Genomic DNA, 23114 nt, shown 5'->3' with positions numbered 1-23114 from the left:
CCCATGGCAACGCTTGAAATCCGCGACCTGCACGTCTCCGTCGAGGCCGAGAACGGCCCGCGCGAGATCCTCAAGGGCGTCGACCTGACCGTGAAGCAGGGCGAGACCCACGCGATCATGGGTCCGAACGGCTCCGGCAAGTCCACCCTGGCCTACTCGCTCGCCGGCCACCCCAAGTACACCGTCACCGGCGGCTCGGTGCTGCTGGACGGCGAGGACGTCCTGGAGATGTCCGTCGACGAGCGCGCCAAGGCCGGCGTCTTCCTGGCCATGCAGTACCCCGTCGAGGTCCCCGGCGTCTCGGTGAGCAACTTCCTGCGCACCGCCGCCACCGCCGTCCGCGGCGAGGCCCCCAAGCTGCGTCTGTGGGTGAAGGAGGTCAAGGAGGCGATGGCCGCCCTCCAGATGGACCCGGCCTTCGCCGAGCGCAACGTCAACGAGGGCTTCTCCGGCGGCGAGAAGAAGCGCCACGAGATCCTCCAGCTGGAGCTCCTCAAGCCGAAGATCGCGATCCTCGACGAGACCGACTCCGGCCTGGACGTCGACGCGCTGCGGATCGTCTCCGAGGGCATCAACCGGGTCCGCTCGACCGGCGAGGTCGGCACCCTGCTGGTGACCCACTACACCCGCATCCTGCGGTACATCAAGCCCGACTACGTCCACGTCTTCGCGGGCGGCCGCATCGTCGAGTCCGGCGGTGCCGAGCTGGCCGACAAGCTGGAGAACGAGGGCTACGAGGCGTATGCGAAGGGGGGCGCGTCCGCGTGACGCATCCGTTCACGGGTCTGCTCGACACCGACGCGATCCGCAAGGACTTCCCCATCCTGCAGCGCGTGCTGCACGAGGAGAAGCCGCTCGTCTATCTGGACAACGCGGCCACCTCGCAGAAGCCGCGCCAGGTGCTGGAAGCCCTGACCGCCTACTACGAGCGGCACAACGCCAACGTCCACCGCGGCGTGCACGTGCTCGCCGAAGAGGCCACGGCGCTCTACGAGGGCGCGCGGGACAAGGTCGCGGCCTTCGTCAACGCGCCCAGCCGCAACGAGGTGATCTTCACCAAGAACGCCTCCGAGTCGCTCAACCTCGTTGCCAACATGCTCGGTTGGGCCGACGAGCCGTACCGGGTGGACGCCGACTCCGAGATCGTCATCACGGAGATGGAGCACCACTCCAACATCGTTCCGTGGCAGCTGCTGTCGCAGCGCACCGGCGCGAAGCTGAAGTGGTTCGGGCTCACCGACGAGGGCCGGCTCGACCTCTCCAACATCGACGAGCTGATCACCGAGAAGACCAAGGTGGTCTCCTTCACCCTGGTCTCCAACCTGCTCGGCACCGTCAACCCGGTCGAGACGATCGTCCGCAAGGCCCAGTCGGTCGGCGCGCTGGTCGTCATCGACGCCTCGCAGGCCGCCCCGCACATGGTGCTGGACGTCCAGGCGCTGGAAGCCGACTTCGTCGCCTTCACCGGTCACAAGATGCTCGCCCCGACCGGCATCGGCGTGCTCTGGGGCCGCCAGGAGCTGCTGGAGGACCTCCCGCCGTTCCTCGGCGGCGGCGAGATGATCGAGACCGTCACCATGGGCTCGTCCACCTACGCCCCGGCGCCGCACAAGTTCGAGGCCGGCACCCCGCCGATCGCCCAGGCGGTCGGGCTCGGTGCGGCCATCGACTACCTGTCGGACATCGGCATGGAGAAGATCGCCGCGCACGAGCACGCGATCACCGCGTACGCGGTCGAGCGCCTGCTGGAGGTCCCGGACCTGCGGATCATCGGCCCGCGCACGGCCGTCGACCGCGGCGCCGCGATCTCCTTCACCCTCGGCGACATCCACCCGCACGACGTGGGCCAGGTGCTGGACGAGCAGGGCATCGCCGTGCGCGTCGGCCACCACTGCGCGCGGCCGGTCTGCCTGCGGTACGGAATTCCGGCGACCACGCGGGCGTCGTTCTACCTGTACTCGACGCCGGGCGAGGTCGACGCGCTGATCGACGGCCTGCACCACGTCCGGAACTTCTTCGGCTGACGGGACTGGGCAGGACATGAAGCTCGACTCGATGTACCAGGACATCATCCTGGACCACTACCGCAACCCCCACGGCAAGGGGCTGCGGGACGGCGACGCCGAGGTGCACCACGTCAACCCGACCTGCGGTGACGAGATCACCCTGCGGGTGCGGCTCGACGGCTCGACCGTCGCCGACGTCTCGTACGAGTCCCAGGGCTGCTCGATCAGCCAGGCCAGCGCCTCGGTGCTGAACGACCTGGTCGTGGGCAAGACCGTCGGCGAGGCGCAGACCGTCCAGGAGGCCTTCCTGGAGCTGATGCAGAGCAAGGGCCAGGGCGAGGGCGACGAGGAGGTGCTGGAGGACGCGGTCGCGTTCGCCGGCGTCTCCAAGTACCCCGCCCGGGTCAAGTGCGCCCTGCTCAGCTGGATGGCCTGGAAGGACGCCACCGCCCAGGCGCTCGCCCAGCACCCCGCCGTGAACGACTGACCCGCAGAGGAGGACAGAACAATGAGTGACGAAACCCCCTCCGCTGCGGAGGAGCAGCCGAACGGCGTCGTCATCGTCGGCACCACCGCCGGCACCGTGTCCGTGGAGGACCTGACCGAGGCCCTGATGGACGTCGTCGACCCCGAACTGGGCATCGACGTCGTCAACCTGGGCCTGATCTACGGCATCCACATCGACGAGTCCGACGTGGCCACCATCGACATGACGCTCACCTCGGCGGCCTGCCCGCTGACCGACGTCATCGAGGACCAGGCCAAGACCGCCACCGACGGCCTGGTGCAGGACCTGCGCATCAACTGGGTCTGGATGCCGCCGTGGGGCCCCGACAAGATCACCGACGACGGCCGCGACCAGCTCCGCGCCCTGGGCTTCAACGTCTGACGGACGGCCCTTTCGTCAACTCGCTGCCGCGCGACTCCTTCCTTCCGGGGGATTCGTGCGGCAGTGGTGTATCTGCGCCTCAGTGGGTGATGGCCTCGCTGTGACCGGAACCGGGGAAGGGTGTTCCGGCCGAGAGGAGGACGCCGCGCTCGACGGCCCCGCGTAGGACGGTGGCGATCTCCTGGGGCAGGAGGCTGATCGCGTCGAGCGCCTCGGTGGTGAGGGGGACCTCCTCCAGGAGGTACTCGCCTCGGCCTTCCTGGGTGAACTCGGGGCCGGTGCGGTCCTCGAAGCTCCACTTCTCGATGGTGGCGAGGTAGAAGACCTGGCGTTCGTCGTCGGTCTCGATGGTGTGGAGGAGGCTGACGATCTGGGCCTCGCCGGCGATCTCCTCGCGGACCTCGCGCAGCAGGGCCTCCTCGGGGCTGGCGTCGGTCGGTTCGATCTTGCCGCCGACGATCACCCAGTACGGGTCGATGCCGGGGCGGATGCGCTTGATCAGCAGCATGGTGTCGTTCGGGGTGAGGAGGACGGCGCGGACGCGGTGCTGCATGGTGCTCTGCTTCCTGTTCGATGGGACGGGCCGGTCAGTGGAGGAGCCAGCCGCCGTCGACGTGCAACGACTGGCCGGTGATGAAGGACGCGCTGGGGCCGGCGAGGAAGGCGACCGCGGCGGCGACGTCCTCGGGGCGGCCCCGGCGCTGGACGCACTGGCGGCGGATCTGGTCCTCGGGTCGGGCGCGGTGGTGGGCGGGCAGGTCGTTCTCCGCCTCGACCTGGATGGCCCCGGGTACGACAGTGTTCACGCAGATGCCAGCCGGTCCAAGTTCCCTGGCCAGCGACCTGGTGAGGCCGAGGAGTCCGGCCTTGGCGGTACTGTAGGCGGTGAGTCCGGGGCGGCCGGCACGCGCGTTGACGCTGCCGATGTTGATGACCCGGCCCCATCGGCGCTCGGCCATGCCCGGCGTGATGGCACGGCAAGTGCGGTAGTGGATAGTCAGGTTGGACTCGATGGCGCGCGCCCACTCATCCTCACCGAGTTCGTCCCACGGGATGCGGGGGTAGGCGCCCGCGTTGTTGACGAGGATGTCGATCGGGCCGAGTTCGGACTCGACCTGACTGGCCAGGGCGGCAACGGCGTTGGGGTCGGTGAGGTCGGCACTGACCTCGATGCCGTGCAGGCCCTCGCGCCGCACGTCGGCGAGCACGGTGCGGGCCCGGCGGATCTGCGCGAGGTGGTTGACGGCGACGGAGGCACCGGCGGCGGCGAGCGCTCGGCTGGTTGCAGCGCCGATCCCGGTGGCTCCGCCGGTGACCAGGGCCACCCGGCCCTGGAGCGGCAGGGCGGCGATGGGCAGTTCAAGCGGCGTGGGTGTGGTCATGGTCGGTCCGATCGTCGGGGCCGGTGGCCGGCGCGGGATGGGTGCAGGTGAAGGTCTCGCAGACGGTCTCGGGGTTCTGGGTCTCGGTGAGCTTGGCCAGGAGCAGGAGGAGGTCGTGGCCGGTGAAGCGGCCGGGCGGGATGACGCCGAGGATTCGCAGGGTGAGGAAGTGGCGGATCTGGGCGAGGAAGCGGTCCGGGGCCAGTCCGGCGGCGGGCGCGAGGTCGGCGCGAACGCGCTTCAGCAGGCGGTCGATTGCGGCCTGACGCCCGACTCCGACCGCCCAGGTGTAGCGGACTTCCAGGCGGCGGTGCCGCTCGTCGTGGTCGACGTGTTCGAGGTGCGGGGTGGTGACCGGCGGCAGGTGCAGCGGGAGGGTGCGGGCGTACACCTCGGGCTGGTAGGTCGGTACGAGCCAGCCGCCCATGCCGAGCAAGTACCAGAGGAGGATGGCGATTTCCCCGGCGAGCGTGTTACGGCCGGCGTACTGGAAGTCGAGCCAGCACAGCGGGTCGGCGATGTTCGGCTCGGTCGGGTCGCCCTGGGTGAGCGCGGTGACCCAGGTACGGGCGGAGCAGAGCGTTTCGCGGGCTTCCCAGACGATGGCGGGCAGGTCGAGCCGCATCGGGACGCCGTTGACGACGAAGATGTGGCCGGTGAGGGCGTGTACGGGCAGCGGCTGGCCGGTGCGCGAGGCGGGGACGGCGAGGCGGCCGGACAGGTACCAGGTGTCAATCCGCCCGCCGGGGCGGATGCGGTCCAGGTAGAGGCCGGGCACGCAGTCCGAGAGCGGCGCGGCGCTTCCGCTGTCGGCGACGGCGGCGAGCAGGCTGTCGCAGACGGCGTCGATCAGCGTGGTGACCCGTGGCAGGGCGCTCGGGTGCCGGTCGGCGGTGGCGATGACGTCGCCGAGGAGCATGGTGCACCGGCCGGTGGCGAACACGTCCTCGTAGGCCACGACGTGCTTGCCGCCTGCCCGGCTGTGGCCCAGTAGTTGGGGCACCGGCAGGGTGCGGGCGGTGGCCTGCCAGCCCTGGACCTCGGCCTGCGCTGCGGCGGGGGCGAGGATCTTGCGGAAGGCCGGGACAGAAGTGGCGGGGCCGTTCATGCGCGGCTCGTCGGCAGGGCGATGGTGGCCAGCCAGTGGCCCAGGACGATGTTGGCCAGCTCCACCGCCTTCTCGCGGTCCTCGCGGGCCTGGCGGCGCAGGTCGGCGTCGGTGGCGGGCTCGCGGTCGAGGAAGATTCCGAGCGCGTCGTCGTCGGAGGCGCGTTCGGTGCCCTCGAAGCGGAGCATCACCTTGGCCAGCAGGGCGGTGATCTTGAACAGGGCGCGGAGGTCGGGGGCTCTCTTGAGGATCTGGCGGCGGATCTCGATGGCGGCCTGTACGCCGGCCTCGACGCTGACCGCCACGTCGCCGGCCGCGTCCGGGGCGGGGAGGGCCAGGCCGGGGCGGCACCACAGCGGCACGAGGGAGCCGGAGCCGATCAGCATGAGGACGTGCAGCAGGCGGGAGGTGACCGCCCCGGTGCGGCACTCGTCCTGGGTCAGCACGGTCAGGCCGAGCTTGACGCCACCGAGTTCGGCTTCGAGTTCGGCGATGGCCTGCCGGAGCCCGGGGAGGCTGTCCTGCTCGGCGACGACGAAGACGTCCAGGTCGGACCACCCGTGCTGGTACTTGCCACGCGCTCCGCTGCCGGTCACAGCGAGGAGGTCGATCACGGGCGGCACCTGGACGGTGGTGCGGTCGAGCAGCCCGGAGAGGTAGGACTCCACGTGAACAGGCAGGCCCAGCGTGTTCACCGGCGTGGTGGCCGGCCTGCGCAGCGGCCACCGGCGGGCCAGGGCGATCCCGTCGAGTCGGCGCTCCAGGTGCAGACGGCTGTGGTTGTTGTCGATGACCTCCTGCGCGAGAGAGGCGATCCCGGCCGCACCACGACGGGCCTTCACGGCGTCACGCTCGACCACGTCCTCGGGCCCGGCGGTGCCGCGTTCGGCGCGGACCTGCGGCGTCGCGTCGACGTACACCACGGTCAGTTGCTCGCCGAGCATCCGCCGCAGCTCGGCGGTCGCGTCCTGGTCGTGCAGGGACTCGACGGTGACGTGGCCGAGGAAGTGGTGGGCCGCGCAGTAGCGGTCGAGGCCGTCGACCAGCAGCTCGGCCCGCACCACGGCCGGGAGCTCGTACGGGTCAGCGATGCCGGCGCGCTGGGCGGCGTCCTCGATCAGGTAGCCGATCTTGAGGCGCGCGTACCCGTGCCTGACCCGCAGGTACTCGCCCGCCGTGCTCTTGCCGCTCTCCGACATGCCGCCGAGCGCGACCACCCGCACGCCGGGAAGGGCGCGGGACGGCACGAGCGGGGCGATCGGGTGCAGGCGCTGGCGGATCTCGTCCTGGACGGCCACGACCCGGCGCTCGCCGACCACGATGGTCTCCGCCCACCCGCCTTCGGCGACGAGCCGGTGCACCTGAAGGTGGAGGTGCCGCTGGTAGTCCGCGTAGGCCGGGGTGACGTGCCGCTCGTAGGAGAGGCTGCGGGAAGTGCCGATCACCGGGTCGTCGTCGTGCAGGAGCACGATGCCGTACTCGGCCGCCTCGGCGGCCCGCACGTCGGCGGCGTACGGATCGAGGAGCTTGCGCGCCCGGTCGGCGGCCTCGTCGGGGCTGAGACGCTCGCGCACCGCGACGGTGGCTGCCAGTGACGCCTCCAGCATCGGGATGCCCCGGTCCATCAGACGCACGGGCGCGGCGGCGGGCCTGCGGGAACGTTCCAGGTAGGAGCTGGCGAGGACGTCGGCGACCTCCTCGACCGGGCCGCACTCGAACCACCAGGCGCCCATCCCCAGGGCCTTGATGGCGCCCCAGCGCGGGTCGTAGTCGTCCAGCGGTCCAGTGGCATGTGCGGCGGGACCGAGACGGCGGGTCAGGATGCCGATCTGCTTGGTCTTGCCGACGTTGTCGGGACCGCTGACCGCGATCGTGACGGGTCGGGAAGGCGTGGGGTCGTGCTCAGGGGAGATGGACACGATTTCCTCCGGGTGGTGCACAACATCTGTGGGGCGGTGGGCGGCCCTCGGCCGGACGCCGCGAGGGCGCCCGGCCGAGGGCCGGATCGGGCTAGCGGCCCGGGTACGGCGGCGGCGGGATCGGCGGGGCCGGGGGCGGAGGCGGCGGGGGCGGGGGAGGCTGGGGGGCCTCCAAGATCGGGACGGCGGTTTGCGGCACGGCGAATCTCCCTTCGGGGGTGGGGATTCCGGCCTCGGCGGGTCGCCGAGGCCGGCGAAGAGGGACGGCTACGACTGCGGGGGTTCACCCGGAGCCGCCTGGACCCGTCCCGGGCCGGTGTGCCGTCGATGCCGGGGAAGGAGTGCAGGGGGCAGGCAGCCGACGGACAGCACCACATCGGCGGGTGCTGGCCGTTGACCAGATATGCCTGCCGATCGGGGCGGCCGCGCCCTCGGCCTGCGATGTCGTGTTCGAGGGTGTCGTCAGGCGCCGGTGGAAGCGGCGAGGGTGGCGTGCACGAGCTTGCCACGCGGCCACGCGGTCACGCCCCACCGCTGGTGAGTGAGCTGATCGACCAAGGCGAGCCCTCGGCCGGATTCGGCGTCCGGTCCGGCGTCGATCAGGACTGGCAGGGATGCTGACCCGTCCGAGACCAGTAGCCGCACCGTGTCGCTGGTCGCACGCCGAATGCCGACCATCATGGACGTCTGGCAGCCGGTCTTCGCCGCGTTGCCCACCAGCTCGGACATGATCAGCTCGGCGTCGTCGATCAGGTGGGGCAGGTTCCACTCGGTGAGCTTGGCGCGGACCATCCGGCGGGCGGCGAGGGCCGATGCCGTGGTGTAAGGCAGCCGGAGGGTGGCGGGGCTCGGCGGAACGGGAGCGAGCGCGGGGCGCTGGTGATGGAACGTCAGCATGCGCTCAATGTCGCCGAGTTGTTGCCGTCAGTGAACGGATGGCGTGTATCACTTCCCGAAGTAGTACCGGCGCCGAGTGATACGTTTCGTATCACTCCTCAGTTGATGATCACGGATGTTCCGAGGATCGATGAGAGCTTGCGCAGCTTGGCCGTGGTCGCGCTGCCCGCGCTCGCCTTCTGTGCGATCACCCCGGGCAGCCCCTGATGGCGAGCCCAACCAGGGGCGGCCGAGCACACCTCGAGCAGGGTGTCCAGGGCGGTGTCGGACTGCCGGGTCTCGGCCTGTGCGAGCGCCACGTCCAGCATCATCCGGTTGCGCGCCGACGGGGTGAGCGAGCTCATGTCGGCGATCGACTCGAACAGGCTGAGCGCCCTCCCTGGCCGACTGGTCGAGACGGAGATGCCGATCGCCTGTGCGGCGACCGTCGCGGGCCCGAACGCCGTGCCGTTCACCATGACGTCCCGGCCCATCCGGGCCGCGACCGCACGCCCCTGTGACAGCAGATTGTCGGCTCCGTCCACGTCTCCTCGGCGGGCGGCGACGACGGCCGCGAAGGTCACGTGCCATCCGTAGGTGGCGAGCATTCCGAGATCTCGATCCCCGTACCTGGGCTCGATGGACTCGTACGACGTGCGGGCGGTCTCCTCCGCCTGGTCGAGCCGGGCATCCCGCAGGTAGATCCATGACCGACCGGACGCGACCATGGCCGAGCGGACGGTGTCCCCGGCGCGGTCGGCCTGGTGCTGTGCGTGCCCGATCCCGGCGTACGCGAGATCCCGGGCGCCGAACTGGTTCGCCACGTAGGCGGCTAGCCGGTAGGCGTCCGCGAGGACGCCCGCCGCCGTACTCCCCAGGTCGACCGGTGCGGCCTTCAGTGCAGCGGCGGCTTCGCGCAGGACTGGGGCGACGCGCACTCCGGCGCCCATGAAGTCGCCGGAGCGATAGGCCTTCCACGCGGCGGTGAGCCCGGCCGCGAGTTCGGCCGGGGACGGGGGCTGCACGTCGACGCCGACCCCGGCGGCGGTGTCGTGAACGGCATGGGACAACTCGCGCATCATCGCCCGGTCGGCGCCGTGCATCGCGCGGCGGGGGGCCTGTTGGCCGAGGACCACCGAGACGTCGGCGTGCAGCGCGGCCGAGATGCGCAGCAGCGTCTGGAGGCTGCCGCCGAGGTTGCGTTCCGCCTTGCGGATCGTCGCCACCGACAGGCCCGATGCCTCCGCAAGCTGTTCCTGCGTCATGTCCGGTCCGCGCAGAAGCTTGATGCGCTCGCCAGTGGTGTAGTCGGTCCACTGCGTCATCCTGGTCCCCTTCCGGGTACACGGCCGTACTCGGAAGGTACCCGCTCCCATGGGCGGGCGGACAAGCTTCGGCTCCGCCAGGCCTTCGTCAACCCGCTGCCGCGCAAGCCTCTCCTTCGGGGGAAAGGTTTGTGTGGCAGAGGTGTATCTGCCGGCGGGCGGCCAGGCTGGGGGCATGTCATCGGTCGTTGCTTCCGGGCAGTGGGTCTTGCCCGAATCGCCGTATGCGTTGTGGGCCCGTGGCGAGCTCGACGAGCACTTGCGGCTGCCTGAAGTCCTTCGCGTTGAGGTGATCGGCGGGGAGTTCGTGGTGGCGCCGGTGCCGAGCGTCGCCCATGCCGTGATCATCTCGGACATTCAAGAGGCGGTGTTCCGCGCCGAGTTTGCGAAGCCGTGTTGTCGATGGCGGGCGGTACAGACGGTCGGCCTCGATCTTGCGGAGATCGGGGACGGCTACATTCCGGACCTCGTCGTAGTGACCTCGGAGGTGGACTCGGCGGCCATGTCAGGGGAGGACCGCTATCTCCGCGCGGGCGAGGTCAGTCTGGTGGCCGAGGTCACCGCGCCTTTCAGCGCGTACAACGACCGTCGTGCCAAACGGCGGGGGTATGCGCGCGCCGGTGTGCCGTACTACCTATTGGTGGACCGCGACCCACGGCAGCCGGGTGTCACGCTGTTCGGTGAGCCGGACAGTAGTGCGGGCGGTTACCGGGTGCTCGGTCGGTGGGAGTTCGGTGCCTCTGTGGAGTGGCCCGAGGAGTTCGGGTTCGAACTCGACACCGCGAGATGGACTCCCTGGGCTGAGTAGCCCTGTACGAACGCCGCCCGGGACGAATGGTCGTCCCGGGCGGCGGTGTTCTTGGGGTGGTCAGGACTGCTTGGGTTTGCGGGCGACGGCTATCGCGAGGGCCGTGCAGAGGGCGGCGGCGATGGCGGCGAAGCCGCTGACGGCGGGGAGGAGGCCGTAGTGCTGGACCAGGGCGCCGACGGCGACGATGGGGAGGGAGCTGCCGAGGTAGACGATGATCCACAGGGAGCTGAGCTCGGAGCCCCGGCGTTCCGGGTTCATCGCGGCGACGGCGGTGGTGAAGAGGGAGCGGAAGGCCACACCCTGGCAGATGCCGCCGAGGACGCTGCCGATGAAGAGCAGCGCCGGGGTCTCGGTGTACTGGGCGGCGACGACCAGGGCGAGGCCGGCGGCGAGGCCGCCCATGCCGAGGGCGATGACCAGGCGGTCGGAGGTGGGCGGGACGAGGAGCTGGGCCAGTGCGGACGAGCCGAGCAGCAGGGCGGCCACGATCGCGCCGGTCAGGTGCGAGGAGGTGTGCAGCAGCTTGGCGGAGAAGGCCGGGGCGAGCGCCAGGTAGACGCCGAACACCGCGTACGAGATGAAGCCGGCCGAGGCGGCGAGCAGGAATTCGCGGCGGCCGGTGCGGGGCAGGGCGAGTCGGCGCGGGCGCAGGTGGGCCGGGGTGGTGATGCGGGGCGGGGTGGCCGGCGGGCGGTTGCGGCCGGGCATCCGCGGGTGGACGAGGGCCAGCGGCACGCAGAGCGCCAGCAGGGCGATGGCGTGCAGCAGGAAGGGCGTCAGCAGCGGGTCCGTGCCGTTGGCGAGCAGGGCGCCGACCACCGGGCCGAGCGCGACGCCGCCGGCGGAGCAGGCCAGGGTGAGTTTGGCGGCGAGCGTCGGGTGGTCGGGCAGCAGGTCGCCGAGGGCGGCCCCGGCGGCGCCGGTGGAGAGGCCGACGGCGATGCCCTGGACGGCCCGGCCGGCGGCGAGCTGCCAGAAGCTGCCCGAGGTGGCGAACACGACGTCGCCGGCGGCGGCCAGGGCGACGGCGGGCAGGATCAGGGCGCGGCGGCCGAGGTGGTCGGACCAGTGGCCGACCACGGCGAGTACGGGGACCAGCGCGAACACGTAGATCGTGAAGAGGATCGTGGTGTCGAGCGGGCCGAGGCCGAGGCGCTGCTGGAGGAGCGGGTAGATCGGCGTCGCCAGGTTGGCACCGATCAGCATCAGCAGCAGGGCGGCGGCGACCAGGCCGACGCGGACACCGCGCAGCGCGTTCCAGCGGCTGACCGCGGCGAGCTGGAGCTGGGCGCGGGGCGCGAGCTCCAGGGGAAGCAGGGCCTCCGAGAGTCGGCGTCCGTCGAGCTGCGCGGTGCGCAGGCCGGAGCCGGCGGGGGAGAGGTCCGCCATGTAAGGGATCTCCTGTGGCAGGGCACCACCGGGTCGGCGGGGTGTGCCGGCGCGCCCGTCCTGAGGCGCTGTGGTGGTGGCCGAGGTGCGGGGCTCCCTGGTGGAGCGGGTGAGCTGAGTGGGCCCCTCCTGCCCGGTGTCGGGAGGGGAGGGCGAAGGGCTTCATTGCCCGGTGGCCCGCGCGGGGTGTGCACGGTGCCAATGCGAAGGATAAAGGGTGGGCGCACGGTTGCGGCGCGCGCCCCTTGAGGCCGGGCATCGGGGGTGCCCGGCCTATACGCTGAGGTGGTGGATCGGGACGCTGAGCTGATAGGCGGACCGCTGGCTGAGGGAGAACGCACAACGATGGCCGGACGACGTCGGAAGAACGCCGGGGCTTCGCCGGGAGAGAGTGCGGTCGAGCCGGTTCTGCCCGCCGACCTGGAGCTTCAGGACCTCTACGGGGCGTTCGCCGCGCACGGGCTGGACGACGAGGACCTGGACGACGCGGCGGTCCTGGTACCGCCGGTGAAGCTGCCCGCCGAGGAGGAGCTGGCCGCCCTGGCGAAGGCCGTGCCGATGTTCGGGTACGCGCTGGCGCTGGCCCGCTGGGCCGCCCCGCACCGGGTGGTGGACGAGTTCGGCGACCTGGTGGAGGAGGACCGGGCGCCGGCGGCGCAGCTGCTGGGCCTGGCGCCCGCCGAGGGGGAGGTGCCGGAGGAGGCGGAGGTCGAGGCGATGCGGGCCTGGTCGCTGGCCTGCGACCTGGACCTGGTGGAGATCGGGACGACGGCGGCCGGTGAGCACGTCGCCGTGCCGGGCCCGGATCTGGAGCCCGCCGAGGAGGGTGACCCGGAGACCGTCCTGGAGCTGTGGCTGACCGCCGCCGGGATCGTCCGGGAGCTGGCCGTGGAGGCCGACTCGCTGCCGGAGGAGGAGGCCGCGCGGGCCGCCGAGGGCGGGGAGGCCGGGGAGGCCGGGGAGGGCGGTGAGGAGGACGAGGACGCCCTGAGCGAGGTCGAGGAGGCCCGGGACGCCGCCGCCGAGCTGTTGGACGAGGCGTTGCAGGTGCTGTACGAGACCACCGCCTTCGCCGATCCGGGCAACGAGACCGTGCCGCTGGGCGTGCTGGCCGCGCTGCTGGTGGTGCCGGAGGGCGAGGAGCCGAGCGAGGAGCTGCTGGGCGACATCACCGATGTGATGGTCGCACTGGACCCGATGCTGGGCGACCTGGCCGAGCTGGGCCTGCTGGAGTACCGGCCGATCGACCCGGAGCTGTTCGACGAGGAGGAGGGCCCGGAGGGCGAGGAGCCCGCCCTCGTCGGCGAGGCGCCGCTGGACGAGGAGGAGTCGGCGCGATTCGGGCTCGTCCGGCTCACCCCGCTCGGCCAGTACGGCATCCGGCAGTGGCTGCTGGAGGACGGCTACGACGCGCCGCTGGTCGGCGAGCTGGCCCAGGGCGACGCGGCCGAGCTGCTGCGCGCGGTGTGCGAGGCCGCCAACGTGCTGCCGGACGAGGAGCTGCGGGTCTGGATCACCGGCCGGGAGCCGGTGGCGGCGGCGCGCGAGCTGCTGGCGGCGGCGCGCGGTGACGACGCGTACGCCCCGATGCGGCGGATGCTCGGCGTCTCGGCGCTGAACATGCTGGGCGCGGCCGCCGAGCCTGCCGTGCGCGACGTGCTGGACGACCCCGAGCTGGGCGGCGCCGCCCGGGCCTGGCTGACCTCGAAGGGAGCGACGGACGTGCCGGTACCGGAGCGGACGATGGCGCTGTGGACGGTGGTCGACACCTTCGCCGCCCAGCTGCTGGACAGCGGCGGCGACGCCGAACTGCTGCGCGAGCTGATCGCGGACCTGCCGGTGACCGGCAACCCTGCGTCCTACTTCGGCGAGCTCTGGCGGGTCGACCACCCGTACACGGCGGACGTACTGGAGGCCGTCGGGGAGCTGCACCTGGACCGGGCGGTGGCCAAGGAGGCGCGCAAGGCGGCCTTCAAGGCGCGGTCCAAGGGCTGACGGGCCGACGGGGGGGGGGCTTCGGCGGGCCGACGGGGGGCTTCGACGGGCTGATGGGCCGGCGGGTCAGGGGAGATCGAGGGAGCCGTCCTCGGCGAAGGGGAAGAACGGGTTGTGGGCCAGCTCCCAGAGGTGGCCGTCCGGGTCCTCGAAGTAGCCGGAGTAGCCGCCCCAGCTGGTCGGGACCGGCGGCTTGACCACCACGGCGCCGGCCTCGACCGCCGTCTTCAACGCGGCGTCCACCAGCGCGGGGGACTCCAGGTTCACCGCGAGGGTGACGCCGCGGAAGGCGGGCTCACCGGTGGCGGGCACGCCCGCGTCGGCGGCCAGCTCCTCGGTGGGGAAGAGGCCGAGCGCCGAGTCGGCGGTGCGGAACCAGACGATCTCCGGACTGGAGGCGGAGGACCGCCGCCAGCCCAGGTCCTCGTAGAAGCGGGCGCTGCGGTCGAGGTCGGAGACCCCGAGGGTGACGATGCTGATCCGGGGCGGGAAGCTGCTGTCTGCTGTCATGCCGCCAGGGTAGGGAGGGCGGCTGACAACCGCGCGTCCTGACACGGCCCGTGCCGGCCGGCAACCAGCAGTCCTGACACGGCCCGGGCCCGTCGGCGGCCGGGCGTCCCGACGCGGCCTGCGCCGGTGCCCGGCACCCGAGCTGATGACCCGGCAGGTCCCGGGCACTAAGGTGGCGTCGGCGGTGCGGGCGCGAGGACTCGGGGGTGCGGCACAGGATGATGCGGGAGAGTGGCGGCAGGCCCCCGGAATGGAACGTCGGGCGGACGGACCCTGCGCGCGTCCCGGACCCGAGGAGCAAGGAGGAGCGTCTCGCCGCGGTGGAGGACTTCTCCCGCCGGACGGTGGCCGCGGCCGACTTCCCGGTGTACGGCGTGGTCGCGGGGCTGTCGCGCGGGGGCGGCGGGACGGGCGGCTGGGGCGAGGCGCTGGCCGCCTTCGAGACCTCCGGCGGCGAACTCGCCTGGGTCGAGGTGCAGTCCGGCGACTGGAGCTCGGTGGCCGGCCCGTACGTCAGCGTGCGCACCTACCGGCCGGACGCGGAGCGCGGCGAGGACCTGCCCGAGCTGGAGGACGTGGTCGAGGACGAACGGGACCGGGTCTACGACCACCTGGGGGTCGACGAGGGCGACGGGCCGGGCCGGGTGCGGGCGTTGCGCGAGTGGATCACCGTGGACGGCGAGCCGTACCCGGTGGAGGTGCACGAGGACCGTCCGGTGCTCTGGCCCGGTGCGTCGGCCGCCGACGGGGCCGCACCGGTCTGGGCCGGGCGGCTGCGGATCGGCGGGCTGACCGTGACGGTGTGCGGGCGCGGGGTGCCGCCCGGCGGCGTGGAGCTCGGCGGGATCGCGGACTTCGAGCCGTACCTGCGCGGCCGGGCCGAGCTGCTGGGCGAGCTGGCCGCCCGGCGGGCCCGGCAGGTCCCGGTGCAGGAGCGTGAACTGCCGCCCGCCGTCGGGCTGGAGGCGCACCGGGAGCTGATCGCGCAGAGCGTCGCCGCGTCTGCCGCCGTCGAGGCGCAGGTCCGGGCCGGGCGGACGCCGCGGCGCCCGCGCGGGGACGCCTACGAGGTGCGCTGGGAGGTGGCGGTGCGCCAGCAGATGCGGCTCGCCACCGAGAACCGGGAGGAGGCGGTGACGGCGCTGACCGCGATGGTCAACCACCTCAACCGGCTTGCCCGGCACACGCATTGGCTGATCGGCACGCCGGAGGGCGGGGCGGCCGTCGAGGAGGTCGTCCGGTACACGGTGTTCGCCAGTGAGGTGGCGAGCCTGCCGGCGCAGCGGGCCTGGGAGCAGCTCTGGCGGGAGCGGCGGGGCGGCGGGCCAGAGGTCTGGGAGGAGCACCGGCTCGCCGAGCAGCTGTGGCTGTCGGCCTGGGAGCAGTGGCGGACGACGCGGTCGGGGTGACCCTCGGCGGGGCGTCGTGGGTCGGGGTGGCCCTCGGCAGGGCGCCGTGGGTCGGGGTGGCCCTCGGCGGGGCGTCTCAGGCAAAGCGGAGGTCATGTGTCGGTCATCGGTTGGCAAATGGCCGCCTGGGCGTGAGGTGGGCGTCATGCCTGGTTCATCCCCGCGGCGGAGTCTGCTGGGCGTCGACACCCCGTCTCGACGCCCCGCCCGCCGGGCACCGGGCCCGCCCCCGGTCCGGCGGCCGATTCCTCAGGAGTTGCTGCCATGCCGCTGTCCCGCCGGGACTTCGTCAACCGTTCCACCCTCGTCGGGGCCGGCGTGCTGATCGCCGGCAGCGCGGAGGCGCTGGCCAGCGCCCCGGGCGCGATCGCCGCCCCGGCCGGCGGCGAGCTGCCGGCCGCGTCCGCGGCGGGTGACACCGGTGCGGTGCGCGCCGCCATCGGCTACGGCCCGCTGGTGCAGGACCCGGCCGGGCTGCTGTCGCTGCCCAAGGGCTTCGCGTACAAGGTCGTCAACCGAGCCGGCGTCACCCGGCTGCGCACCGGCGAGTTCACCCCGAGCAACCACGACGGCACCTCCGCCTTCGAGGACGAGCGCGGCGGCAACCTGATGGTCGTCAACCACGAGCTGTCCGGTGCCCGCGCCAACTGGCCGTACCCGGTGCCGCTGACCGAGGGCCACGTCTACGACCCGGGCGCGGCCGGCGGCTGCACCATCGTGCACGCCAAGCGGAACGGCTCGGTCGAGCAGTGGGTCGGCATCGCCGGCACCTCCACCAACTGCGCGGGCGGCGTGACCCCGTGGGGCACCTGGCTGTCCGGCGAGGAGACCGAGGACAAGGCCGGCAAGAACGGCTTCACCAAGGACCACGGGTACATCTTCGAGGTCGACCCGTTCGACGACGACTACAACCGCGACCCGCAGCCGGTGAAGGCCTTCGGCCGGTACGCGCACGAGGCCGTCGTGGTGGACCCGAAGCGCGGCCACGTCTACCTGACCGAGGACGCCTCGAACCCCAACGGCCTGCTGTTCCGCTGGACCCCGCCGGCCGGCTTCAAGCACGGCCGCTACCAGCTGCGCAAGCTGGCCGCCGACGCGGGCGTGCTGGAGGCCTTCAAGGTCTTCGACGCCCAGGGCAAGTTCGTCGACGACCTCTCCCGCGCCACCAAGGTCGGCACCACCTACGGCGCGGACTGGGTCAAGGTCCAGGACCGCGACGCCAGGACCGTCTCGATCCGCAAGCAGTTCAAGGACGGCGAGGTCACCCGCGCCCGCAAGCTGGAGGGCATGTGGTGGGGTGACGGCGGCTTCTACTTCGTCTCCAGCTTCGCCCGCTCGGAGAGCCCGGTGCAGCACGACGGCCAGGTCTGGTTCTACAACCCGACCCGCCGCACCATCACCCTGAAGGTGCTGCTCGGCGTCAACACCGACGTCTGGGGCGACCACGACAACTTCGACGGCCCGGACAACATCACCGTCTCGCCGTACGGCGGCATCGTGATCGCCGAGGACGGCGAGGGCGTGTCGCACCTGTTCGGCGCCACCGAGGACGGGCTGACCTACTCCATCGCCCGCAACGAGCTGAACATCGGCACCGCCGAGAAGCCGGAGTTCAGCGAGTTCACCGGGGTGACCTTCTCGGACGACGGCAAGACCCTCTTCGCCAACATCCAGACCCCGGGCATCCAGCTGGCCATCACCGGCCCGTGGCACCGGCTGAACGAGCACAAGCGCGGCCAGGGCTACGGCGAGTGACGTAGCGGGTGTCGAAGGGGCTGCCCGCGGTCATTCGTCCGCGGGCAGCCTCAGTTGCAGCATCGCCAGCAGGCGCTGCTGCGGCTGGGCGAGGTCGATGCCGGTCAACTGCTCGGCGCGGCGCACCCGGTAGCGCAGGGTGTTGGGGTGGATGTGCAGGGCGTCCGCGGCGACCCGGACCTCGCCGAGCGCGTCCAGCCAGGCCAGCACCGACTCGGCGAGCCGGGTGCCGTGCCGGCGGTCGTACGCGGCGAGCGCGGTGAGCCGGGGGTCGCGCAGGCCGGAGCGCTCCTGGAGCAGCGCGAGCATCTCGCTGACCAGCACTTCGGCCTGGACGTCGATCAGCGCCGCCACGTCGAGGTCCACCCCGCCGCGGCTCATCGCGTCCAGGATGCGGTCCGCCTGCGCGCGGGAGTCCGGCACCTGGGCCAGGCCGTCCACGGTCGAGCCGATCGCGGCGCGCAGCGGGACGCCGAGGTGCTCCCGGGCGGCCGCCACCACCTCGTCCGCCCAGCCGCGCACGGTGGCCATCGGCAGGCCGGGCGGGAGCTCGGGCAGCAGCACGTACACCCGGGACTCGATCGGGGCGAGCAGGGCGGTGCGGTGCCGGGCGGCGGTGTGCACCGAGATCAGGCCGGTGACGTCGGAGCGGTGCAGCGCCTCGGTGGTGTGCGCGCCGTAGGCGAGCACGGTGGCCGGGCGGCGCAGGTCCAGACCCAGGTGGGTGGCGAGCGACTGCGGGCCGGTGGAGCCCTCCAGCAGGCCGGTGAGCAGCGTCCGGGTGAGCCGCATGTCGGCGGACAACTCACGTCGGCGGCGCACCAGTTGGGCGGCGGCCACCCGGGCGGCGCCGACCAGGGCCTGATCGGCGAGCGGCGCCAGCGGCTGCGCCCCCTCCTGCACCCAGATGGTGCCGAGCGGCTGCGCCCCGGCCCGGATGCCGATCGCCAGGCGGCGGCGCAGGCCGAGTTCGGGGTGCGGTTCGACCGCGATCGGGGCGTCCGAGGTGCGCAGGTGCTGGAAGATGCCCCACTCGCGGAGCTTGGACAGGTACGGCTCGGGGCCCTGCCAGCCGAGGATGGAGAGCCGGCGCAGGTCGTCGACCTCGTCCGAGTCGGAGGAGCGGGAGTACGCCAGCACCCGGCTGGAGGTGTCCTCGATCGAGACGATGCCGTTGGTGAGCACGGCGACGGTCTGGGCGAGGGAGAAGAGGTCGCCCGCGTTGGGTTCGGGGGCGCCGGGGGTGTCCGGGGCGTCCGGGCCGGCGATGATCGCGCGGGCCAGCGAGTCGAGGTGCTCCCAGCGGGTCTCGCGGCGCACCGAGAGCAGGGCGACGCCCGCCTCGGTGGCGGCCTCGCGCAGTGCGTCCGCCTGGCCGGGGCCGTCCAGCTTGACCGCGACCGCGGCGGCGCCGGCCCGTCCGGCGGCGCGCAGGGCGGGGAGGGCGGCGCGGCCGCGGGCGCCGATCGCGAGGACGAGTTCGCCGGGGGAGGCGGTCGGCGGGTCCTCCGGGTCGAGGATCGCGACGTCGCGGACCGGGACGTCCAGGCCCTGCGGGGCGGCCTGGAGTTCGACCAGGGGTTCGCCGAGGGACATCAGCAGCCGGCGGAGCGGGAGGCCGGAGGTGGGCGGGAGTCCGGGGGAGCCTGGGAGGCCGGGGGTCGTCATCGGGCCTCCTTCATCCGCTCGGACAATGCCGTGTGGTTGATTTTAGCCGGGCGGACAGAGTCGCGGCCCGGCTTTCGTAAATAGTTGACTCTGACTATTCAGGAGTGGATAGTCAGTACTGACCAAGAGATGAGGACGTCTCGTGGCGAAGCGACGCAAGGTGTCGAACCCGCTGGCCCTCGCGGTCCTGGCCGAACTCGTGGCCGGGCCGATGCACCCGTACGAGATGGGGCGCCGGCTCAAGGAGCACGGCAAGGACCGCAACATCAAGTACAACCGCAGCTCGCTGTACATGGTCGTGGAGCAACTGCGGAAGGCCGGGTTCGTCGCCGAACAGGAGACCGTCCGCGACACCCAGCGACCGGAGCGCACCGTCTACGCCGTCACCCCCGAGGGCCGGGCGGAGCTCACCGACTGGATGCGCGAACTCGTCGCCGAACCGCAGCACGAGTACCCCGCGTTCGGGGTCGCGCTGTCGCTGCTCATGGTGGTCCCGCCGGCCGAGGCCGTGGAACTGCTGGAACAGCGGCGGGCCGCGCTGGCCGCCGAGGTGGCGGGCATCCGGGCGGCCCTGCGGAAGGCCTCGGACGACGGCGTGGCCTGGATCTTCCTGATCGAGGAGGAACACCGGGTCGGCGCGCTGGAGGCCGAGGGCCGCTTCGTCGAGCACCTCGTCGGTCGACTCAAGGAGCCGGAGTTCATCCGGACCTGGCACGAGATCTTCGGGAGTCTGGAATGAGTACGAGCAACGGGGAGAAGAGGGCCCTCGTCATCGGCGGCGGCATCGCCGGGCCGGTGACGGCACTGGCCCTGCGCAAGGCCGGCGTCGAAGCCGTCGTCTTCGAGGCCTACGAGTCCTCCGCCGAGGGCATCGGCGGCACCTTCATGATCGCCCCCAACGGGCTCGACGCCCTGGCGACCGTCGGGCTCGGGGCGGAGGTCGGCGCGATCGGACAGCCGATCGGCCCGATGCTGATCGAGGACGGCCGGGGCGGCGTGCTGGCCGAGTTCGCCGGCCTCCCCGACCTGCCGCCCGGCCGGGTCATGCGCCGCGCCGAACTGTACGAGGTGCTCCAGCGGCGGCTGCGCGAGAGCGGCATCGAAGTCCGCTACGGCAAACGGCTGGTCGGCGCCGAGGAGGGCGCCGACGGCATCACCGCCCGCTTCGCCGACGGCGACACCGCCACCGGCGACCTGCTGATCGGCACCGACGGCACCCGCTCCACCGTCCGCACCCTGATCGACCCGGCCGCACCCGGCGCGCGGTACACCGGCCTGCTCGGCGTCGGCGGCTACAGCCCGCACCGGCTGCCCGGCCGGGCCGGACGCGGCGAGACCATGCACTTCGCCAACGGCGCCCGCGCCTTCTTCGGCTACTGGGGGCTGCCGGACGGCGCCGGGACGGCCTGGTTCAGCAACATCCCGCAGCCCGAACAGCTGACCGCCGAGCAGGTCCGCGCCGTCAGCCCGGAGGAGTGGCTGCGCCGGGTCCGCGACCTGCACGCCGACGACCTGCCCGCCCGGGACGTGCTGCGCGAGGCCGCCGCCGACACCGTCGAGGTCTTCCCGCGGCTGGAGATCATGCCGTCCGTCCCGCACTGGTACCGCGGCCGGATGGTGCTGGTCGGCGACAGCGCGCACGCCCCCTCCAACAGCTCCGGCCAGGGCGTCTCGCTGGCCGTCGAGAGCGCCGTCGAACTCGCCCGCTGCCTGCGGGACCTGCCCGACCACACCGCCGCCTTCGCCGCCTACGAGGCGCTGCGCCGGCCCCGGGTCGAGAAGATCGCCGCCAACGCGGCGCGCACCAACAACCAGAAGTCCTCCGGGCCGGTCGGCCGGGCGCTGTTCCGGCTGCTCGCGCCGATCGCGATGCGGACCTTCCTGAGCCCGGAGAAGATGCTCCGCCCGGTGCACGGCCACCGGATCGACTGGGACCGGCCGGTGCTCCCGGTGGCCTCCGGCGCGACGGGCCGTCAACGGCGCGCCGTGACCGCGCCGTGACTGCGCCGTGACCCCTTCGTCGGGCCGGACAACGCCGTACGGGGGAATTTAGCCGCCCGGCCAATCAAGTGGCCCCAGGGGCAGGAATAGCGTTCGTGCTGTGGCCGACGTGCGACCCACGTCGGCATCCCCCCGCATCAACGAAGGAGAGCGTGCGCTCTATGGACGCTGTGACCCAGGTCCCCGCGCCGGTGAACGAGCCGGTCCACAGCTACGCCCCGGGCAGCCCGGAACGGGCCCGTCTGGAGGCCAAGCTGAAGGAGCTGGGCGGCCAGGAGCCGGTCCAGCTGACCATGACGATCAACGGTGAGCACCGCATGGGCGGCGGCGCCGAGATCCACGTCGTCCAGCCGCACAACCACGCGGCGAGGCTCGGCACCCTGCGCAACGCCACCCAGGCCGACGCGCAGGAGGCCATCGACACTGCCTTGGCCGCGGCCCCGGCCTGGCAGGCGCTCTCCTTCGACTCCCGCGCCGCGATCTTCCTCAAGGCCGCCGACCTGCTGGCCGGCCCCTGGCGCGAGACCCTGGCCGCCGCCACCATGCTCGGCCAGTCCAAGACCGCCCAGCAGGCCGAGATCGACACGCCCTGCGAGCTGGTCGACTTCCTGCGCTTCAACGTGCACTTCGCCCGCCAGATCATGGCCGAGCAGCCGATCTCCTCGGACGGCGTGTGGAACCGCAGCGACCACCGCCCGCTGGAGGGCTTCGTCTACGCGATCACCCCGTTCAACTTCACCGCGATCGCCGGCAACCTGCCGACCGCGCCCGCGCTGATGGGCAACGTCGTGCTCTGGAAGCCGTCCCCGACCCAGCAGTACTCCGCGCACCTGCTGATGCAGCTGCTGGAGGAGGCCGGCCTGCCCAAGGGCGTCATCAACATGGTGACCGGCGACGGCCTGGACGTCTCCGCCGTGGCGCTCAAGCACCCGGCGCTGGCCGGCATCCACTTCACCGGCTCCACCGCCACCTTCCAGCACCTGTGGCGCTCCGTCGGCGAGAACATCGCCGGCTACCGCACCTACCCGCGGATCGTCGGCGAGACCGGCGGCAAGGACTTCCTGGTCGCCCACCCGTCCGCCGACCCGGCCGTGCTGAAGACCGCGATGACCCGCGGCGCCTTCGAGTTCCAGGGCCAGAAGTGCTCGGCGCTCTCCCGCGCCTACGTCCCGGCCTCGATCTGGGCCGGCCTCAAGGACGAGTTCGCCGCCGAGGTCGAGGGCCTCACCATGGGCGACGTCACCGACCTGGCGAACTTCATGTCCGCCGTCATCGACGACCGCGCCTTCGCCAAGAACAAGGCCGCCATCGACCGCGCCCAGGCCGACCCCGCGGTCGAGGTCCTGGCCGGCGGCACCTACGACGACTCGGTCGGCTACTTCGTCCGCCCGACCGTCCTGGTCTGCGAGGACCCGGCGTCCGAGTACTTCCGCGAGGAGTACTTCGGCCCGATCCTCGCCGTGCACGTCTACCAGGACGACAAGTACGACGAGATGCTGGCCCAGATGGAGTCGGCCTCCGCCTACGGCCTGACCGGCGCGATCATCGCCCAGGACCGCGCGGCCGCCCAGGACGCCATGCACAAGCTGCGCTTCGCGGCCGGCAACTTCTACATCAACGACAAGCCGACCGGCGCCGTCGTCGGCCAGCAGCCCTTCGGCGGCGGCCGGGCCTCCGGCACCAACGACAAGGCCGGTGCCAAGCAGAACCTGGCGCGGTGGACCTCGACCCGCTCGGTCAAGGAGACCTTCGTCCCGCCGACGGACTACCGCTACCCGCACATGGGCTGAGTGCCCCTCCCGACCGCTCCGGTCGCCTGACCGTCTCGGTCAGGTGGCCGCGCCGGTCACCCGACCGCTCCGGTCGCCTGACCACTGCGGTCGCCTGACCACTCCGGTCACCCGCGACGCCCGGCCCCGCAGCCGGGCGTCGCCCGCCGGGGGGGGGGGGCCAACGCACCACCGCCCCCCCCCCCCGCCCCCCCCCCTCCTCCCGCGTCCACCCCTCCCCGAGCCGAACCCCCTCCCCACCTCCCCCCCCGCCGCGTCGTGACCGTGGGCCTTTCCACCCC

Annotated in this window: 20 protein-coding genes; 11 read left to right on the top strand and 9 right to left on the bottom strand. The window is 72.4% G+C overall.

Features of this window, described 5'->3' with window-relative positions:
- Positions 1-3 precede the first annotated feature (3 nt).
- The 4 genes from sufC to ACFVX9_RS07900 are packed head-to-tail and all read left to right on the top strand — an operon-like array spanning position 4 to position 2895.
- The gene (gene sufC, locus ACFVX9_RS07915; protein ID WP_387980959.1) at positions 4-768 is read left to right on the top strand and encodes a Fe-S cluster assembly ATPase SufC; all 765 of its coding nucleotides are present in this window, start codon (positions 4-6) and stop codon (positions 766-768) included.
- On the top strand, positions 765-2024 hold the full coding sequence (locus tag ACFVX9_RS07910) for a cysteine desulfurase (protein WP_063349528.1): 1260 nt from the start codon (positions 765-767) through the stop codon (positions 2022-2024). The genes sufC and ACFVX9_RS07910 overlap by 4 nt, the downstream gene beginning before the upstream one ends.
- Before the next feature lie 16 nt (positions 2025-2040).
- Positions 2041-2493, top strand: a complete 453-nt coding sequence (gene sufU / locus ACFVX9_RS07905) for a Fe-S cluster assembly sulfur transfer protein SufU (RefSeq protein ID WP_063349529.1) — start codon at positions 2041-2043, stop codon at positions 2491-2493.
- A 21-nt stretch (positions 2494-2514) separates the two neighbouring features.
- A complete protein-coding gene (locus tag ACFVX9_RS07900) occupies positions 2515-2895 on the top strand; it encodes a metal-sulfur cluster assembly factor (protein WP_279634938.1) in 381 nt (126 codons plus the stop codon).
- A gap of 79 nt (positions 2896-2974) precedes the next feature.
- Here ACFVX9_RS07900 and ACFVX9_RS07895 read toward each other — a convergent pair whose 3' ends face one another.
- From ACFVX9_RS07895 to ACFVX9_RS07870, 6 genes are all read right to left on the bottom strand, one after another.
- On the bottom strand, positions 2975-3448 hold the full coding sequence (locus tag ACFVX9_RS07895; RefSeq protein WP_380375161.1) for an NUDIX domain-containing protein: 474 nt from the start codon (positions 3446-3448) through the stop codon (positions 2975-2977).
- A 34-nt stretch (positions 3449-3482) separates the two neighbouring features.
- The gene (locus ACFVX9_RS07890; RefSeq protein WP_380375159.1) at positions 3483-4277 is read right to left on the bottom strand and encodes an SDR family NAD(P)-dependent oxidoreductase; all 795 of its coding nucleotides are present in this window, start codon (positions 4275-4277) and stop codon (positions 3483-3485) included.
- Positions 4255-5385, bottom strand: coding sequence for a hypothetical protein (locus ACFVX9_RS07885; protein WP_380375158.1), 1131 nt, complete (start codon positions 5383-5385; stop codon positions 4255-4257). Before ACFVX9_RS07885 ends, ACFVX9_RS07890 begins: the two co-directional genes overlap by 23 nt.
- The gene (locus tag ACFVX9_RS07880) at positions 5382-7304 is read right to left on the bottom strand and encodes a nucleotidyltransferase domain-containing protein (protein WP_380375156.1); all 1923 of its coding nucleotides are present in this window, start codon (positions 7302-7304) and stop codon (positions 5382-5384) included. The genes ACFVX9_RS07885 and ACFVX9_RS07880 overlap by 4 nt, the downstream gene beginning before the upstream one ends.
- A gap of 462 nt (positions 7305-7766) precedes the next feature.
- Positions 7767-8201 carry an ATP-binding protein gene (locus ACFVX9_RS07875; protein ID WP_380375154.1) on the bottom strand — a complete coding sequence of 145 codons (435 nt, stop codon included), beginning with the start codon at positions 8199-8201 and terminating at the stop codon, positions 7767-7769.
- A gap of 98 nt (positions 8202-8299) precedes the next feature.
- On the bottom strand, positions 8300-9505 hold the full coding sequence (locus tag ACFVX9_RS07870; protein ID WP_387980955.1) for a helix-turn-helix domain-containing protein: 1206 nt from the start codon (positions 9503-9505) through the stop codon (positions 8300-8302).
- 133 nt (positions 9506-9638) lie between these two features.
- Here ACFVX9_RS07870 and ACFVX9_RS07865 point away from each other — a divergent pair, with 133 nt between their 5' ends.
- Positions 9639-10313, top strand: a complete 675-nt coding sequence (locus ACFVX9_RS07865; RefSeq protein ID WP_380375151.1) for a Uma2 family endonuclease — start codon at positions 9639-9641, stop codon at positions 10311-10313.
- 60 nt (positions 10314-10373) lie between these two features.
- On the opposite strand, the gene ACFVX9_RS07860 is transcribed toward ACFVX9_RS07865, so the two are convergent.
- Complete coding sequence (locus tag ACFVX9_RS07860) at positions 10374-11705, bottom strand: MFS transporter (RefSeq protein WP_380375149.1); 1332 nt, start codon at positions 11703-11705, stop codon at positions 10374-10376.
- A 345-nt stretch (positions 11706-12050) separates the two neighbouring features.
- On the opposite strand from ACFVX9_RS07860, the gene ACFVX9_RS07855 reads away from it, so the two are divergent.
- Entirely contained in the window at positions 12051-13700 is a 1650-nt protein-coding gene (locus ACFVX9_RS07855) for a hypothetical protein (protein WP_387980952.1), read from the top strand.
- 66 nt (positions 13701-13766) lie between these two features.
- Here ACFVX9_RS07855 and ACFVX9_RS07850 read toward each other — a convergent pair whose 3' ends face one another.
- The gene (locus ACFVX9_RS07850; RefSeq protein WP_380375146.1) at positions 13767-14210 is read right to left on the bottom strand and encodes a VOC family protein; all 444 of its coding nucleotides are present in this window, start codon (positions 14208-14210) and stop codon (positions 13767-13769) included.
- 320 nt (positions 14211-14530) lie between these two features.
- Here ACFVX9_RS07850 and ACFVX9_RS07845 point away from each other — a divergent pair, with 320 nt between their 5' ends.
- Both ACFVX9_RS07845 and ACFVX9_RS07840 read left to right on the top strand, forming a co-directional pair.
- Entirely contained in the window at positions 14531-15619 is a 1089-nt protein-coding gene (locus tag ACFVX9_RS07845; RefSeq protein ID WP_380375144.1) for a hypothetical protein, read from the top strand.
- A gap of 264 nt (positions 15620-15883) precedes the next feature.
- Positions 15884-17374 carry an alkaline phosphatase PhoX gene (locus ACFVX9_RS07840; RefSeq protein ID WP_363368945.1) on the top strand — a complete coding sequence of 497 codons (1491 nt, stop codon included), beginning with the start codon at positions 15884-15886 and terminating at the stop codon, positions 17372-17374.
- 30 nt (positions 17375-17404) lie between these two features.
- On the opposite strand, the gene ACFVX9_RS07835 is transcribed toward ACFVX9_RS07840, so the two are convergent.
- Positions 17405-19042 (bottom strand): PucR family transcriptional regulator, encoded by a 1638-nt coding sequence (locus ACFVX9_RS07835; protein ID WP_380481469.1) that lies wholly within the window; start codon positions 19040-19042, stop codon positions 17405-17407.
- Between the two features lie 142 nt (positions 19043-19184).
- On the opposite strand from ACFVX9_RS07835, the gene ACFVX9_RS07830 reads away from it, so the two are divergent.
- The 3 genes from ACFVX9_RS07830 (at position 19185) to pruA (ending at position 22833) form a co-directional block, all read left to right on the top strand.
- Entirely contained in the window at positions 19185-19781 is a 597-nt protein-coding gene (locus ACFVX9_RS07830) for a PadR family transcriptional regulator (protein WP_063349534.1), read from the top strand.
- Complete coding sequence (locus ACFVX9_RS07825; protein ID WP_387980949.1) at positions 19778-21043, top strand: FAD-dependent oxidoreductase; 1266 nt, start codon at positions 19778-19780, stop codon at positions 21041-21043. The genes ACFVX9_RS07830 and ACFVX9_RS07825 overlap by 4 nt, the downstream gene beginning before the upstream one ends.
- A 161-nt stretch (positions 21044-21204) precedes the next feature.
- Positions 21205-22833, top strand: coding sequence for an L-glutamate gamma-semialdehyde dehydrogenase (gene pruA, locus ACFVX9_RS07820; RefSeq protein ID WP_063349536.1), 1629 nt, complete (start codon positions 21205-21207; stop codon positions 22831-22833).
- The last annotated feature ends 281 nt before the right edge of the window (positions 22834-23114 follow it).

This window comes from Kitasatospora sp. NPDC058243 (assembly GCF_042882025.1).
In the GTDB taxonomy this organism is placed as follows: domain Bacteria; phylum Actinomycetota; class Actinomycetes; order Streptomycetales; family Streptomycetaceae; genus Kitasatospora.
This window is presented reverse-complemented; position numbering and strand designations above follow the sequence as displayed.